This is a genomic window from Allomuricauda sp. d1, from assembly GCF_039592695.1.
GTDB lineage: Bacteria > Bacteroidota > Bacteroidia > Flavobacteriales > Flavobacteriaceae > Flagellimonas_A.
This window is the reverse complement of the sequence record NZ_JBBUTK010000002.1, coordinates 599,608-614,572: the sequence shown is the minus strand read 5'-3', so window position 1 is coordinate 614,572 and position 14,965 is coordinate 599,608. Positions and strand designations below refer to the sequence as shown.

The following is a 14,965-nucleotide window of genomic DNA, read 5'->3' as shown; positions in this document are numbered from 1 at the left end:
TAAAGCAAGAATTAACTCTTATGCTCAAACAGCACTTACAGTTTAAGCTCTCACAGAAGCTTTCGCCACAACAGATACAGTTGATGAAACTGATCCAGTTGCCCACGCAGGCTTTTGAGCAGCGGTTAAAGCAAGAGTTGGAGGAAAATCCGGCACTTGAAGGCGGCAAGGCTGAAAGTGATTCAGATGCTTTTGAAGATGCTTACGATGATGTTTATGATGACACCAATGACAGTGAAAGTATCGCTGCCGATGATATCAACATAGACGAATATCTGAGTGATGATGACATTCCCGATTATCGAACGCGTGCCAATAACTACAGCTCAGATGATGAGGAAAAGAATGTGCCCTATGCCGCAGGCGTGTCATTCCATCAATATTTATTGAACCAGTTGAATACCGTCTACCTTAGCGATGACGAATGGGCCATTGCAGAGTTTTTGGTGGGCAGTGTCGATGAAAGCGGATATATCAGAAGACCTCTTGCCGACATACGTGACGATCTGGCCTTTACACAGAATATTTATGTTGAGGAAGACACCATTGAAAAAGTGCTTAAGGTGGTGCAAGAATTGGATCCTCCGGGTGTATGCGCGCGAAGCCTTGATGAATGTCTAATCATACAGCTCAAAAGAAAAGAAACCACAGGGTCGATTGAACTGGCCACCGAAATATTGGAAAAATCATTCGAGCAGTTCACCAAAAAGCATTACGACAAGCTCATACAAAAGCATGCTATTTCTGAAGACCAACTCAAGGAGGCGATTGCAGAAATTGAGAAGTTGAATCCAAAACCAGGGGGTTCATACTCCGGAAACAATCGAATCGTCGAGCATGTCGTACCCGATTTTTCAATTCGTATTGTGGATGGCGAGCTCGAATTGAGCCTGAACGGCAGAAATGCCCCAGAATTGCACGTTTCAAAAGAGTATAGCAATATGCTCAAAGGCTATAAAAATGCCAAAGAGAAAACAAAATCCCAAAAAGATACCGTGCTGTTCATCAAACAAAAGTTGGATGCGGCCAAATGGTTCATCGATGCCATCAAACAGCGCCAACAAACGCTGTTTGTGACCATGAACACCATCATGGAATACCAGCGGGAATACTTTCTTACAGGTGACGAACGCAAACTACGCCCTATGATTTTGAAAGATATCGCCGACAAAATTCAGATGGATGTCTCTACGGTTTCGAGAGTGGCAAACAGCAAATACGTTGACACCCCCTATGGCACCAAACTTATAAAGGATTTTTTCTCTGAGTCAATGAAGAACGATCAGGGCGAAGATGTGTCCACAAAAGAAATCAAGAAGATTCTCGAAACTGTGATTGGCCAAGAAGACAAGAAAAAACCTTTGACCGATGATAAATTGGCCAAGCTTTTAAAGGAGAAAGGCTATCCCATAGCGAGGAGAACAGTGGCTAAATACCGTGAACAATTGGATATACCCGTTGCGAGACTCAGAAAACAAATTTGATGCGCAATTTCTTTACCGCCATCTCTTACATATTTCATCCGTTGTTCGTTCCTATTGGTGGTACCGTGGCCTATTTTCTGGTCACACCCAAATATGTGCCGCTTGAATTGCAAAGCGGCAATATTTTGCCCATTTTCATTCTGACGGTCATCATTCCGATTATTTTTTTCTTGATATTAAGAAATATGGGGTTGGTCAGCTCGGTGTTCATCCCTTCGTTGAAAGAACGCATCTATCCCTTGGTCATCAGTATCGTGCTCTATACCATGGTATTGTATAAAGTCATTGCACAAAACTATATCAGTGAGCTTTATTACTTCTTTGCGGGCTTGTTGGTGGCCGTCAGCGCTACCTTGCTCATCCTTTTTTTTAAAATCAAGACCAGTATGCACCTATTGGGCATGGGCAGTATATTGATCTATGTGGTAGGATTGAGCATCCATTTTGAAACCAATATCACCCTGGCTTTGGGCCTCTTGACACTTTTGACCGGATTGGTCACTACCTCAAGGCTCTATCTAAAAGCCCACAGCGTGGCGGAATTGTTGATAGGTTTTTTTCTCGGGGTTTTCTCTCAATTGTTCACGTTCAAATACTGGCTATAGTATATAGAAAATGACACCCACGCGCAATGTTCTCAAATCATCGATAGTGGTTCCGTCTTGTAATACCGTTCCCTTTTCCAACAATGGATTCAACGAATAATAGGCGTGAATGTTGAAGGTGTTATACCCAAAGTTGAGCATAAGCCCATATTGTAGATTTTGGATGTCCTCATTTTGAAAGCTATTATCCACATTTTCGGCAACAAACTTTGAGCGTCTCGAAAAAATATAGGCCATTTTGAAGCCTGTATAAATCCTCCAAAACTTATAAGTGGTAGCTGTAGAAGTACGCCATCGAAACTCAAAAGGGACTTCAAGGGCATGCGTTTCGAATTTGCTTCTCTTAAAACCTTCTTCATCTGCAACTTCATACGTTACTCCTTGGGCTGTTTCACTTGCCCTCAAATTGGTATAATAAGAGTTTGTTGCATAACCCAGGCCCAGGCCCAATGCCACATTTCTTCTTTGGTTCAAGGGCATATCTTTTATAAACCCCAGTTGCAGGTTGTAAGACAGGTTTCTTTGAACGACCACTTCGGGTTCATTCAATAGAATATTGTACCCTATTGCGGTATAGAACTGGTCTTCAAGATACTTTGTGCCCACCAGCTCACTTTCATCATACACTTGGGCTACCATTAAATGGCCAAAACAGCAACCAAAAATGAAAAGAATTGTTCTACCCATTGAAGTGATTTGAACAAAAAACGCTCCAAGTTTATATCTTGGAGCGTTTTAACTAAATCTAAGTGTTTACTTATTGCAAGTTATTGAAAGCATCACCCTCATACGTGGTATAGTTTACTTTCAATGCATTTACTTTACGCAATTCTTGTTTAATGTCAGAGACTATGCCCATATTAGCCTCTTTATCGACCTTGAGTGCAGTGGTCAATACATTTTGAAGCTCTTGTGGTTTTTTGGCACGTTCAGCCAAAATGTAGGATCCAACTTCTTCAACATCTGCAAACTTATCATTCAATTGAATTCTTGCCTCGGTACCAAAAACACTCTGATATTCTCTTGTTGGCTTGCCCACATAGATATAGATTACCCTATCTTTTTTCTCCAGCTTTTTGATTTCGCTAGCGTTGGGCAATGTATTCTGTACCAGTAACGAACTGTCTTTCATTGTGGTCACCGTCATAAAGAAAAACAAGAGCATGAATACAATATCGGGCAATGATGCCGTCGACACTGCGGGTAAATCTCCATCTTTCTTTTTAGCAAATTTTGCCATTTTCTGTGTTCTTTAATTTTTAACTAGATGTTGTTTCAGCCTCAGACAATTTTTGAGGATACATCTTTTGGATTCGCTCAACCTTTTCCTTCAAATCATCTCGCTCAGCCGAAGGGGTCTCTGGATTCAAATATTTTGACTCCATCTCGGTAAAGTCACGCCCGTACAACCTTTGTGCCTCACGGTCACGCAGTTCGTTGTAAGCGCCCACCAATTCGTTTTGAACGGTTATGTATGTGGAATACTTAGTTTCCCTGTCGTTCTTTAGCGAGATAATAGCCTTCTCTGGATTATCTGAAGATTGAGGGTCTTTTCTTCCTTTGCAATAGTTGCAACTTCCATCGGCGCCGTTATCCAAAAATGCAACCGCGGCAGCACGCAACTTTTTCAAATCCATCAACTCATCCTCCACCAACAACTGGCCATTTCTATTGATGTTGACAGTAAAGATGTTTTTCTGCTTAATGACCACATCTTCTTGATTTTCTGGCGGCTCCATTGGCGGCAACATCCTATCCAAACCTGCATCGGTTTCAATCGTGGTGGTCACCAAGAAAAAAATCAAAAGCAAGAATGCGATGTCTGCCATCGAGCCTGCATTTACCTCAGGTGCTCCTTTTCTTCTAGGCATAATAAATCAATTTTATTTAGCAAACATTTTCTTCAATCCACCTAAAAGCATTGCGCCAACGGCGACAATGGTCAAAATGAAAAATACATTCAGACCGACACCGATGTTTTTGACAGTACTTTCGGTAGTTTCAATACCTCGTGCGGCCATGGCATCAACGACTTCAGCATTGCCCGAGGAAAGACCATACGAAATGGCCACCACTACCGCCAAACCACCCAAGACAAACAATGCCTTTTTTAAGCTTCCGGGCGTGGAGAATAATTTCTTCAATGCAAAAAACAAACTGAAAATCACAGCGATAGCCAATAAGAGGTACATCAGGATGAACATAAAGTTCAGTGCACCGCTATTGATAGCATTTGGGTCTTCTTGTTCCGGCATCGCGAACCAAAGACCGGCTGCCAACAAGCCAATGACAATTAATACGATTTTTATAATCTTGTTCATAATGATAGTATTCCTTTAATTCGGTTTGGTTTATTTCTTGTGTGCTGCCAACATATCAATCAATGCGATTGATGCATCTTCCATATCGTTCACAATACTATCGATTTTTGCGATGATGTAATTGTAGAAAATCTGGAGGATAATAGCAGTAATCAAACCGAATACCGTGGTCAAAAGTGCTACCTGAATATCACCTGCGATCAACGAGGCACTCAAGTTACCTACAGCTGCAATCTTCTGGAATGCCTGAATCATACCGATAACCGTACCCATGAACCCAAGCATGGGCGCAATGGCGATAAAAAGTGACAGCCAAGAAACATTCTTTTCTAATTGCCCCATTTGCACACCACCATAAGCCACAACGGCTTTTTCCGCAGATTCAAGGCCTTCACCTGCTCTGTCCAATCCTTGATAATAGATTGAAGCCACAGGGCCTTTTGTATTACGGCACACTTCTTTTGCCGCTTCCACGCCGCCTGATGCCAAGGCATCTTCCACTTGTTGCTTCAACTTATCAGTGTTGGTGGTAGCTAGATTGAGGTAAATGATACGCTCAATGGCAACTGCCAGCCCAAGAATCAAACACAGCAGTACAATGCCCATAAAGGCAGGACCACCTTGAATGAATTGTTCTTTAAGTACTTGGGTGAAACCTTTGCTGGTTTCAGCGGCTGCCTCATCTTGAAGCATTGCTGCCGATGCTGTTGCGGTTCCTAAAATAAACATACCGGCAGTAGCCAGGGTAAGGGATATTTTTTTCATCGTGTTCAAACTTAAATTTAGTTAGTTAATAATGTTAAAGATAAAAAAATTTCGTTACTAAAAAATTACAAATGCCTTGCAGAGAGGAAGGGATTCGAACCCTCGATACACTTTTGGTGTATACACACTTTCCAGGCGTGCGCCTTCGACCACTCGGCCACCTCTCTGTTTCCAAATGGTTAGGCCGCCCAATTAACAAAAAAATAAGCATTAAATGAAATTTGGGGCGTTAATTAATGTATTTCGCCACGTAGCGAAGTTTCAAAAACAGACTTGAAAATTTTATTTGAAATACCACTGCCCAATAAGTACATGGTTTTTGTGACGGCTGCTTCAGTGGTCAAATCCTTACCGTTTATCAACCCTATCTTTTGAAGCTTGGCACTGGTCTCATACTGCCCCATGGCGACCCCACCGCCCGTACATTGCGTAACGTTTATGATGTGCTGCCCACTATCGACCCTCTCTTTTAAAGCTTTGAGAAACCAGTCATCCAATGGGGCGTTGCCCGCTCCGTAGGTTTCAAGAATCAATGCTTTCAAATTCGGCGTATTTAAAACAGCATTTAAAAAAGGTTCGCCCAAGCCGGGAAAAAGTTTCAAAACCCCCACGTTGCAATCCATTTCTTTATGCACCATCAGCTGATGCTGTTTTTTAGGTTTCTTCCATAGATATTGTTCGTCAACCTTTAGATGTACTCCTGATTCGGCCAATGGCGGATAATTGGGCGATGCAAAGGCCTCAAAGTGTTCGGCACTGATTTTTGTGGTGCGGTTGGCCCGGTACAATTTATATTCGAAATACAGACACACCTCTTGTATGACCGATTTGCCACTTTTCATAAGGGAAGCAATCTGAATAGAGGTAATCAAATTTTCTTTGGCATCGGTGCGCAAATCTCCAATGGGCAGTTGAGAACCCGTGAAAATGACAGGTTTCGATAGGTTTTCGAGCATAAAGCTCAAAGCTGATCCCGAATAACTCATCGTATCGCTGCCATGCAAGACTACAAAACCATCAAACCTATTGTAATTCTCTTCAACAATCGAGGCGATTTCAACCCAATATTTCGGATTCATATTTGAAGAATCGATGGGCGTTTCAAAAGAAATTCCCTCAAGGTTGCAATCCAATTGGTTGATTTCGGGAATGCTTTCGATAAGCTCATCAAAATCAAATGCCTTCAGGGTACCCGACGCATAATCTTTGACCATGCCTATGGTTCCTCCGGTATAAATCATCAAAATGTTCACCTTTCTAGCCATGATATGTTTAAATTCCAAAAATCTGTTTGGAGTTATCGGTAGTGATTTTAGCTATTTCTTCAGCTTCCAATCCATATATGTCAACCAGCTTTTCAAGTACATTCATGATATAGCTGCTTTCATTTCGCTTACCACGATAGGGCACGGGTGCCAAATATGGTGAGTCAGTTTCTAAAACAATATGCTGCAAGTCTACTTGATGTAAAAACTGGTCAATTTTTCCGTTTTTGAAGGTGACCACCCCCCCAATACCCAATTTCATGTTATAGGATATGGCTTTTTCTGCCTGTTCTTCGGTACCCGTAAAGCAATGGAAAATTCCGAACAGATCATTGTCCTTTTCCTGTTCAAGAACCTCAAAGATCTCATCAAATGATTCCCGACTGTGGATGACTATGGGAAGCTGGTATTTTTTCGCCAAGCGGATTTGGTGCACAAAAGCATCCTGTTGCTGTTTGAGAAAGCTTTTATCCCAGTACAAATCAATACCAATCTCGCCGACCGCATAGACTGTATGTTTTGCCAGCATTTTTTCCACATGTGCAAGTTCCTCCTTAAAATTTTCTTTCACATGCGTGGGATGCAACCCCATCATCAAAAAAACATTTTCAGGATACTTCTTTTGAAGGTCAAGCATCGCTTCGGTATACGTAGAATCAATTGCGGGCACAAAAAATCGTTTGACACCAACCCGCATTGCACGTTGCATCATGGTATCACGGTCTTCATCAAAGGCCTCGCTGTACAAATGGGTATGGGTATCAGTAAGCAACATGCCGCAAAAATAGGATTATCTTTGAGGTATTCAGACCTTCAAGGTTTTGAAAACCTTGAAGGTCTTTAATGTCATCGCATGAAATCTCTTAAAAAATTCCTTAGGTTCAAAAAGTATGTTCGCATACCCTTGACCTTGACCGATACCAATCATTTTGAACTGAATGCCAAGATCAATGGTATTTCAGGGCGGTTCATTTTAGATACCGGGGCTTCAAATACCTGTGTGGGAATGGATAGAATCGAGTTCTTTCAACTCATCTCTGAAGAAACGGAAATCAAGGCGGCCGGGGCCGGAGCCATAGAAATGGAAACCTTGATTTCTGCCAAAAACACCATCAAAATCGGGGATTGGAAAATCAAGAAACGAAAAATAGTGCTTTTTGATTTGGTGCACGTCAACCAAGCTTTGACCAACCACAATGCCCTGCCCGTTGATGGTATCATCGGTGCCGACATCCTTAAAAAGGGGAAGGCGGTAATCGACTATAGCAAGAAAAAGTTGTATCTAAAAAACTGAAGACCTATTGTTTGGCGATTAAAGCTCCAACGCTTTTTTCACGTCACCATCCATCAACAATTCCTCGGGACTTTCTAACGCTTCTTTCACGGCAACCAAAAATCCGACGGATTCTTTCCCGTCAATAATTCTGTGGTCATACGAGAGCGCAACGTACATCACGGGGGCAATGGCAATGGCCTCATCGCGAACGATTGGCCGCTCCACAATGTTGTGCATACCCAGAATGGCACTCTGTGGTGGATTTATAATCGGTGTGGACAACATCGAACCAAAAACTCCGCCATTAGAAATGGTAAACGTGCCCCCGGTCATTTCATCAACCGTAATTTCTCCATCACGGGCGCGAAGTGCCAAGCGTTTGACCTCGGCTTCCACACCACGGAACGTCAAGTTTTCCGCATTACGAATCACGGGCACCATCAAGCCTTTGGGGCCAGAAACGGCAATGCTGATGTCACAGAAATCATAGGTAATCATTTCCTTTCCATCAATCATGGAGTTCACCGCAGGATATTCTTGCAGTGCACGAATGACCGCTTTGGTAAAGAACGACATAAAGCCCAAGCTGACCCCATGCTTTTCTTTGAACGTTTCTTTATATTGCTTTCTTAGCTCAAAAATCGGTGTCATATCGACCTCGTTGAAGGTGGTCAACATAGCGGTCTCATTTTTGGCGGCCACCAACCGTTCCGCTACTTTTCTACGGAGCATCGACAGTTTCGAACGGGTCTCGCCTCTGCTACCACCCGTGGGCGTACCCATCGATGGTACTGCTTTTACGGCATCATCTTTGGTAATGCGACCGTCACGGCCCGTGCCCGAGACCGATGACGCCTCGATGCCCTTTTCATCCAAAATCTTTTTGGCTGCAGGTGATGGTGTGCCAGAAGCATACGTTTCTTTCTTGGACTCCTCTTTTTTAGGCGCTTCCTTTTTTGGTGGTTCTTCCTTTTTAGCTGTCTTTTTCTCCTCAGGTTTTGCATCGCCTCCGCCATCAGGTTTTTTGGCATCGGTATCAATGAGGCAGACAACTTCACCGACCGCTACCGCATCGCCCACTTCGGCTTTCAAAGTAATGGTACCGCTTTCTTCAGCAGGAAGCTCCAACGTAGCCTTATCAGAATCGACCTCAGCAATGGCTTGGTCTTTTTCTACATAGTCGCCATCTTCAACCAGCCATTCGGCAATCTCTACTTCGGTTATGGATTCGCCCGGTGAGGGCACTTTCATTTCTAAAATCATATTTTTAGATTATGTCAGATTCTTTATTTTCTTACAAAATTATCTTTCGTCTTGTCAAAAACATAGTCAATCACCTCGGCATGCCTACGTTGTGAACGCACTGCACTACCTGCTGCAGGTGCGCCATAAAATCGTCGCGATGCCACCCTAAATTCTTTGGCTTCTTCAAGATGCATCAACAAATGCCCCCAAGCCCCCATGTTTCGAGGTTCTTCTTGGGCCCAAACTGTCTCTTCAGCATTCTTATATTTCTTGATGGTCGCTCTGATTTCCTTGGCAGGAAGTGGAAAAAGTTGTTCCAACCGCACCAAGGCCACATCGTCTCGGTTCAGTTCTTCACGTTTAGACAAGAGATCATAATAAAACTTACCAGTGCAGAAAACCAAGGTTTTTACATTACCATCTTTAACGGAATCATCATCGATCAACACTTGAAAACCGCCTTTGGCCAATTCTTCTTTTGTCGAAACCACTTTTGGGTGTCGCAACAAGCTCTTCGGTGTAAACACCACCAACGGTTTTCTAAATTTCGCCTTCATTTGCCTGCGAAGTAAGTGGAACATGTTTGCCGGGGTGGTCACATCGGCCACATACATATTGTCTTTGGCACAGAGTTGCAGGTACCGTTCCATTCTGGCGGATGAATGTTCTGCCCCCTGCCCTTCGTATCCGTGCGGAAGCAAGAGCACCAATCCGTTTTGCAGTTTCCATTTGTCTTCGGCCGCCGAAAGGTACTGGTCAATGACAATCTGTGCCCCATTGCTAAAATCACCAAACTGTGCTTCCCAAATGGTCAGGGTGTCTGGGCTGGCCATTGCATATCCATAATCAAAGCCCATGACCGCATATTCTGACAACAACGAATTGTAAATGTGGAACGTTCCTTTCTGATTCGCCCCGAGCAGATTGTGCAAAATCACTTCTTCTTCGTGCATTTCGGTCTTTATCACGGCATGGCGGTGCGAAAAGGTACCCCGTTCAACGTCTTGGCCCGTCATACGCACATCAAAGCCTTCTTCTATCAGTGATGCATACGCCAAGAGTTCGCCCATGGCCCAATCCAATTTGTTATCCTCGAAATACATCTTGTGGCGGGCTTCGACCAAACGAACCAGTTTTCGCAAAAATTTCTTGCCCTCTGGCAATTGAGTGATACTTGAAGCTACTTGATCCAGTTTTTTTAGATTGTAAGAGGTATCGATATCTTTCAGCATGGCCTCTTCGGTGACCGGCTTGAAACCTTCCCATTCATCTTGCATGAAAGGGGTGATGCGGGTTTTTTCAACCTTTCGGGAATCCATCAAATCTTCTTCAAGATTCTTTTTGTATTCCGATTCAAGTTGCTTCACATAATCCTCTTTGATAATGCCTTCGGCCAATAATTTCTCTGCATAGATATCCCTTGGGTTTGGATGCTTTGAGATGGCTTTGTACAGTACCGGTTGGGTGAATTTTGGTTCATCACCTTCATTGTGTCCATATTTTCGATATCCCAATAAATCAAGAAAAACATCTCTTTTGAAGCGCATGCGGTATTCGAGGGCAAAGGTCGCCGCATGCACGACGGCTTCAACATCGTCAGCATTGATGTGCAATACCGGTGACAAGGTCACTTTGCCCACGTCGGTACAGTAGGTTGATGAACGAGCATCCAAATAATTGGTGGTAAAGCCAATCTGGTTGTTCACGACGATATGGATGGTACCCCCGGTCTGGTAACCATCCAGCCGGGCCATTTGAATGATTTCATATACCACGCCCTGCCCTGCAAAAGCGGCATCGCCATGCACCAATATGGGAAGCACTTCTGAAATATCTTCCTCATGCGAACTGTCTTGTTTGGCCCTTGCAATACCCTCTACAATTGCGTTGACCGTTTCTAAATGAGACGGATTGGGTGCTATGTTCATATTGACCATTTTGCCCGAATCGGTCTCGCGCATCGAGGTCCACCCCAAGTGGTATTTTACATCACCATCAAAGATGGTTTCTTCATAATCCTTACCATCGAACTCACTGAAAATATCTTTGGGCGATTTGCCAAAAATATTGGTCAATACGTTCAGCCGACCTCTGTGGGCCATGCCCATCACAAATTGTTTGACGCCAGAATCGGCCGCTTTCTCGATGATGGCATCCAATGCGGGAATCAGAGACTCATTACCCTCTAGCGAAAAGCGTTTTTGCCCAACATATTTTGTATGCAAAAAACTCTCAAAAGAAACCGCTTCGTTCAGTTTTCTGAGGATGTTTTTCTTTTCATCCGTAGTAAAATTGGGATGGTTGTCATTGACGTTCAGCCAGTCTTGAATCCACTGAATGCGTTCTGGGGTACGGATGTACATATACTCAACCCCGATGGCATCGCAATAAATACGTTCTAGGTGCCCTACGATGTCTCTGAGTGGACTTGCACCAATACCAATGATGCTGCCCGCGTCAAATACAGTATCTAAATCAGCTTCAGAAAGCCCGAAATTTTCAAGGGCAAGGGTAGGCTCGTATTTTCTACGTTCACGAACCGGATTGGTCTCTGTGAACAAATGGCCCCGTGAGCGATAGCCATCAATCAAGCGTATGACCTGAAACTCTTTTTGCAGTGATTGTGGCACAGCAACCTGTTGCCCGTTGACCATGGCAGTAGCCCCGTTCGAAGAAGGTCGAACGTCCAATTCGTCCAAAGAGCTCTCCAATCCAAAATCAAACCCTTGGAAAAAAGCCCTCCAACTAGGCTCTACACTATCAGGACTGGTCAGGTACTTTTCGTAAAGCTCAGAGAAAAAAGAAGTATGTGCGGCGTTTAAAAACGAATATTTATCCATTAACTGGGTTCTTGCGAAACTTTAGGTAAAATCATATCAAAAATACAATATTTAACATATCTAAGCTTATCTTTATCTTGATGCTATCCAAAAATTTAACGATTATGTCCAATTTTTTTATGACGGCAAAAAAAGGTGTTTTGTACCTGACTTTCTTTGGTCTGTTCGGAACGTTTTTATCTGCCCAAGGACTAAATTCCAAAAGTGATTTTTGGAACAAGGTGCGTTTTGGCGGGGGCATTGGTCTCGGTTTTGGAAACAACACCTTCAATCTCGCTGTTTCACCAAGTGCCCTCTATCAAGCCAGCCCCCAATTTGCCACAGGTGTCGGGCTCAACCTCAACTACTCAAAATTTGGCGACAATAAGCTTTTAGCCTACGGGGGCAGTTTTATCAATTTTTACAACCCATGGCCTTTTCTGCAATTTTCGGGCGAATTTGAGCAATGGCGCGTGAATCTCAACCAACAAGTAAATGGACAAGAATTTAAAGATAACTACTGGTATCCTGCGCTTTTCATGGGCATTGGCTACACCCAACGCAATGTGACCATCGGCATTCGCTATGATGTCTTATACGACGAAGGCCGAAGCATCTATGCCGACCCGTGGATGCCTTTTGTACGGGTGTATTTTTAGCTATTGCTTGTACACTTTACCCTCTTTCATCACGAAAACTGCATTTTCTAAAGTCTTCACATCATCCAAGGGGTTGTTTTCAACAGCCATGATGTCAGCGATAAAGCCTTCTTTGAGTTGCCCCAATTCATTTGCCATACCCAGCAATTCGGCATTCGTGATCGTTGCAGAGCGTAATGCGTCGATTATGGGCATGCCTGCTTCGTGCATATAGGTAAATTCTTTTCCGTTATCGCCATGGGGCGAAACCCCAGCGTCAGTACCAAAAGCAATGGGAACACCTTTCTCGTAGGCCCTTTTGAAGTTCTTTTCGCTGACAGGGCCGATTTCTTTTGCCTTCTTCGCCACAATCGGCGGCAAGTAGCCAGGAATGTCAGCCATTTTAGCAGCCGCCTTTCCTGCAGAAATGGTTGGCACCAAGTAAGCATTGTGTTTGATCATCAAATCCATAGTGGGTTCTTTCATCAATGTGCCATGCTCAATGGTCTTGATTCCCGCTTTGATGGCCCTTCGCATACCTTCATCACCATGTGCGTGCGCAGCGGTCAGCATGCCATAATCTTTGGCGGTCTCTACAATGGCCTCCAATTCATCAACCATGAATTGGGGATTTTGCCCATTCTTTGCAACGCTCATTACACCTCCTGTCGCTGTAATTTTGATGACATCGGCCCCATCTTTGTAGCGCTGCCTAACCGCTTTTCGAGCATCTTCAGGTGAATTCACCACTCCCTCTTTTGGCCCGGGATCACCCATCCACTCTTTTCGCATGCCGTTGGTAGGGTCGGCATGGCCTCCCGTGGTGCCAATGGCCTTGCCTGCGGTAAAAATTCTTGGCCCTATGACAATACCCTTGTTTATGGCGTTTCGCAAAGCAATATTGACACCACTGCCGCCAAGATCGCGAACCGTGGTGAAACCAGCCATTAAGGTTTTTTTTGCATACACCGTCGATTGAAAAGCGACATCCACATCATTTTTTGTAAAGCGTTCCAAATATCTTGCTGGGCTGGACTCTCCTTCAATATGTACATGCATATCGATAAATCCGGGCAACACGGTCTTGCTTTTTAAATCAATCGCGTTGTTTTCACCTGCATCGGAATAGCCATTTTCAATAGCTTTTATTGTATTGCCAGAAACGATGATGGTTTTTTCTTTAAGCATTTTTCCTGAGGCAACATCAAGTACACTTCCACAATGCAGGTAGGTGTCTTGAGCGGATAGGGAAATACAGAGTAGGGTGATAAAGAATAGGAACAAATTTTTCATAAGTGTATGGGTTTGTTGGTCAATCAATGAACTAAATGTACGGATTAAATCAGTTGCAGTTTATTATTCAAAAAACCATAACAAACACCCCTGCACCGAATTACACGGTGCTGCCCCCTCAAAAAGAAAATACACAGTAAACTTATAACAAAAGTCATCTTTTCTTTGGGGAGAGGATTTAGGAGCGGGGCTTCCTGATTTTCTGCTCCCAGTCCCACGCTGATTTCATGGCGTCATCCAAAGTTGAGTTTGCTTTCCAGCCCAAAATAGTATTTGCCTTGGTGGTATCGGCATACGCTTCGGTGACATCCCCTAGCCTTCTATCGACAATCTTATAATTCAATTTTTTACCTGAAACACGTTCAAAGCTTTGAATAACCTCAAACACTGAACTTCCTGTTCCGGTACCTAAATTAAAAACTTCATAATTCGATTGATTTTCATTTTGAATCAATCGTTGCAGGGCCTTTACATGCGCTTTGGCGAGGTCGACCACATGAATGTAATCACGAACGCAGGTGCCGTCAGGTGTCGGATAATCATCACCAAAGACTGAGAGTTGTTCACGCATACCAATACCGGTCTGGGTGATAAAGGGTACCAAATTTTGGGGCACCCCAATCGGAAGCTCCCCAATCGCGGTACTTGGGTGTGCCCCAATGGGATTAAAATAACGCAATGAAATCGCAGCCAGATTAGAGTTTACCTTACAAGTATCGCAAATGATTTCTTCACCAACCTGTTTGGTGTTACCATAAGGAGATTCGGCAGGCTTTACTGGAGCATCTTCAGTAATCGGCATATTATCGGCCTGCCCGTAGACCGTGCAGGAAGAGCTGAAAATAAAGTGTGCTTCATCCTTTTTGATCAATTCTTGGAGGATGTATGTCAACACCCCCAAATTGTTCTCGTAGTACAGCAGAGGTTTTTCGACACTTTCACCAACGGCTTTTGAGGCCGCAAAATGAATGACCCCCGTCAAATCACTATGCCTGCCAAAAAAATCTTGGACTTTTGCTTTTTCACGTAAATCAAACTTCTCGAAAATTGGCGTTTTGCCCGTGATTGCAGTAATGCCCTCGAGCACTTTTTCATCGGCGTTGGAAAGGTTGTCAACTATCAACACTTCAAAACCTTTATTTTGAAGTTCAACTACCGTATGGGATCCTATAAACCCAAGGCCACCCGTCACCAGTATTTTCATGTTTAAGTTAGTGGTTAATCGTTATTTGGTTATTGGTTGATTATTGATTC

15 protein-coding genes and 1 tRNA gene are annotated in these 14,965 nt (G+C 43.5%); 4 read left to right on the top strand and 12 right to left on the bottom strand.

Features of this window, described 5'->3' with window-relative positions; genetic code table 11:
- Positions 1-20 precede the first annotated feature (20 nt).
- Together rpoN and AAAH86_RS09930 are read left to right on the top strand one after the other, a co-directional pair.
- Positions 21-1,484 carry an RNA polymerase factor sigma-54 gene (rpoN, locus tag AAAH86_RS09935; RefSeq protein ID WP_343487440.1) on the top strand — a complete coding sequence of 488 codons (1,464 nt, stop codon included), beginning with the start codon at positions 21-23 and terminating at the stop codon, positions 1,482-1,484.
- The gene (locus AAAH86_RS09930) at positions 1,484-2,089 is read left to right on the top strand and encodes a hypothetical protein (RefSeq protein WP_343487439.1); all 606 of its coding nucleotides are present in this window, start codon (positions 1,484-1,486) and stop codon (positions 2,087-2,089) included. Before rpoN ends, AAAH86_RS09930 begins: the two co-directional genes overlap by 1 nt.
- Here AAAH86_RS09930 and AAAH86_RS09925 read toward each other — a convergent pair.
- The 8 genes from AAAH86_RS09925 to AAAH86_RS09890 all read right to left on the bottom strand — a co-directional run bounded on the left by AAAH86_RS09925 (position 2,084) and on the right by AAAH86_RS09890 (position 7,215).
- Positions 2,084-2,776, bottom strand: coding sequence for a porin family protein (locus AAAH86_RS09925; protein WP_343487438.1), 693 nt, complete (start codon positions 2,774-2,776; stop codon positions 2,084-2,086). The two genes, AAAH86_RS09930 and AAAH86_RS09925, sit on opposite strands and share 6 nt — an antisense overlap.
- A 70-nt stretch (positions 2,777-2,846) precedes the next feature.
- On the bottom strand, positions 2,847-3,329 hold the full coding sequence (locus AAAH86_RS09920; RefSeq protein WP_343487437.1) for a biopolymer transporter ExbD: 483 nt from the start codon (positions 3,327-3,329) through the stop codon (positions 2,847-2,849).
- 19 nt (positions 3,330-3,348) lie between these two features.
- Positions 3,349-3,960 (bottom strand): biopolymer transporter ExbD, encoded by a 612-nt coding sequence (locus tag AAAH86_RS09915; RefSeq protein WP_343487436.1) that lies wholly within the window; start codon positions 3,958-3,960, stop codon positions 3,349-3,351.
- A 12-nt stretch (positions 3,961-3,972) separates the two neighbouring features.
- On the bottom strand, positions 3,973-4,410 hold the full coding sequence (locus AAAH86_RS09910) for a hypothetical protein (protein ID WP_343487435.1): 438 nt from the start codon (positions 4,408-4,410) through the stop codon (positions 3,973-3,975).
- A 30-nt stretch (positions 4,411-4,440) separates the two neighbouring features.
- A complete protein-coding gene (locus AAAH86_RS09905) occupies positions 4,441-5,175 on the bottom strand; it encodes a MotA/TolQ/ExbB proton channel family protein (RefSeq protein ID WP_343487434.1) in 735 nt (244 codons plus the stop codon).
- 79 nt (positions 5,176-5,254) lie between these two features.
- Positions 5,255-5,342, bottom strand: a tRNA-Ser gene (locus AAAH86_RS09900).
- A gap of 66 nt (positions 5,343-5,408) precedes the next feature.
- Positions 5,409-6,440, bottom strand: coding sequence for an asparaginase (locus AAAH86_RS09895; RefSeq protein ID WP_343487433.1), 1,032 nt, complete (start codon positions 6,438-6,440; stop codon positions 5,409-5,411).
- A 7-nt stretch (positions 6,441-6,447) separates the two neighbouring features.
- The gene (locus tag AAAH86_RS09890) at positions 6,448-7,215 is read right to left on the bottom strand and encodes a TatD family hydrolase (RefSeq protein WP_343487432.1); all 768 of its coding nucleotides are present in this window, start codon (positions 7,213-7,215) and stop codon (positions 6,448-6,450) included.
- A 78-nt stretch (positions 7,216-7,293) separates the two neighbouring features.
- Between AAAH86_RS09890 and AAAH86_RS09885 the strand changes: the two genes are divergently transcribed.
- Positions 7,294-7,734 carry a retropepsin-like aspartic protease gene (locus AAAH86_RS09885; RefSeq protein WP_343487431.1) on the top strand — a complete coding sequence of 147 codons (441 nt, stop codon included), beginning with the start codon at positions 7,294-7,296 and terminating at the stop codon, positions 7,732-7,734.
- Positions 7,735-7,752: 18 nt separating this feature from the next.
- Here the strand turns inward: AAAH86_RS09885 and odhB are convergent, their stop codons facing one another.
- Positions 7,753-8,979: a 2-oxoglutarate dehydrogenase complex dihydrolipoyllysine-residue succinyltransferase gene (odhB, locus tag AAAH86_RS09880; protein WP_343487430.1), complete on the bottom strand. Its 1,227-nt coding sequence runs from the start codon at positions 8,977-8,979 to the stop codon at positions 7,753-7,755.
- 23 nt (positions 8,980-9,002) lie between these two features.
- A complete protein-coding gene (locus AAAH86_RS09875; RefSeq protein WP_343487429.1) occupies positions 9,003-11,801 on the bottom strand; it encodes a 2-oxoglutarate dehydrogenase E1 component in 2,799 nt (932 codons plus the stop codon).
- Positions 11,802-11,905: 104 nt separating this feature from the next.
- Between AAAH86_RS09875 and AAAH86_RS09870 the strand changes: the two genes are divergently transcribed.
- Positions 11,906-12,439 (top strand): alpha-ketoglutarate decarboxylase, encoded by a 534-nt coding sequence (locus tag AAAH86_RS09870; RefSeq protein WP_343487428.1) that lies wholly within the window; start codon positions 11,906-11,908, stop codon positions 12,437-12,439.
- Here AAAH86_RS09870 and AAAH86_RS09865 read toward each other — a convergent pair whose 3' ends face one another.
- Both AAAH86_RS09865 and galE read right to left on the bottom strand, forming a co-directional pair.
- A complete protein-coding gene (locus tag AAAH86_RS09865) occupies positions 12,440-13,711 on the bottom strand; it encodes an amidohydrolase family protein (protein ID WP_343487427.1) in 1,272 nt (423 codons plus the stop codon). It abuts the gene before it with no gap.
- A gap of 178 nt (positions 13,712-13,889) precedes the next feature.
- Positions 13,890-14,915 (bottom strand): UDP-glucose 4-epimerase GalE, encoded by a 1,026-nt coding sequence (galE, locus tag AAAH86_RS09860; protein ID WP_343487426.1) that lies wholly within the window; start codon positions 14,913-14,915, stop codon positions 13,890-13,892.
- Between the last annotated feature and the right edge of the window lie 50 nt (positions 14,916-14,965).

Excerpts from the sequence above, each read along its gene's own strand:
- rpoN (WP_343487440.1), top strand. The coding sequence starts at position 21 with ATGCTCAAACAGCACTTACAGTTTAAGCTCTCACAGAAGCTTTCGCCA.
- AAAH86_RS09930 (WP_343487439.1), top strand. The coding sequence starts at position 1,484 with ATGCGCAATTTCTTTACCGCCATCTCTTACATATTTCATCCGTTGTTC.
- AAAH86_RS09925 (WP_343487438.1), bottom strand. The coding sequence starts at position 2,776 with ATGGGTAGAACAATTCTTTTCATTTTTGGTTGCTGTTTTGGCCATTTA.
- AAAH86_RS09920 (WP_343487437.1), bottom strand. The coding sequence starts at position 3,329 with ATGGCAAAATTTGCTAAAAAGAAAGATGGAGATTTACCCGCAGTGTCG.
- AAAH86_RS09915 (WP_343487436.1), bottom strand. The coding sequence starts at position 3,960 with ATGCCTAGAAGAAAAGGAGCACCTGAGGTAAATGCAGGCTCGATGGCA.
- AAAH86_RS09910 (WP_343487435.1), bottom strand. The coding sequence starts at position 4,410 with ATGAACAAGATTATAAAAATCGTATTAATTGTCATTGGCTTGTTGGCA.
- AAAH86_RS09905 (WP_343487434.1), bottom strand. The coding sequence starts at position 5,175 with ATGAAAAAAATATCCCTTACCCTGGCTACTGCCGGTATGTTTATTTTA.
- AAAH86_RS09895 (WP_343487433.1), bottom strand. The coding sequence starts at position 6,440 with ATGGCTAGAAAGGTGAACATTTTGATGATTTATACCGGAGGAACCATA.
- AAAH86_RS09890 (WP_343487432.1), bottom strand. The coding sequence starts at position 7,215 with ATGTTGCTTACTGATACCCATACCCATTTGTACAGCGAGGCCTTTGAT.
- AAAH86_RS09885 (WP_343487431.1), top strand. The coding sequence starts at position 7,294 with ATGAAATCTCTTAAAAAATTCCTTAGGTTCAAAAAGTATGTTCGCATA.
- odhB (WP_343487430.1), bottom strand. The coding sequence starts at position 8,979 with ATGATTTTAGAAATGAAAGTGCCCTCACCGGGCGAATCCATAACCGAA.
- AAAH86_RS09875 (WP_343487429.1), bottom strand. The coding sequence starts at position 11,801 with ATGGATAAATATTCGTTTTTAAACGCCGCACATACTTCTTTTTTCTCT.
- AAAH86_RS09870 (WP_343487428.1), top strand. The coding sequence starts at position 11,906 with ATGTCCAATTTTTTTATGACGGCAAAAAAAGGTGTTTTGTACCTGACT.
- AAAH86_RS09865 (WP_343487427.1), bottom strand. The coding sequence starts at position 13,711 with ATGAAAAATTTGTTCCTATTCTTTATCACCCTACTCTGTATTTCCCTA.
- galE (WP_343487426.1), bottom strand. The coding sequence starts at position 14,915 with ATGAAAATACTGGTGACGGGTGGCCTTGGGTTTATAGGATCCCATACG.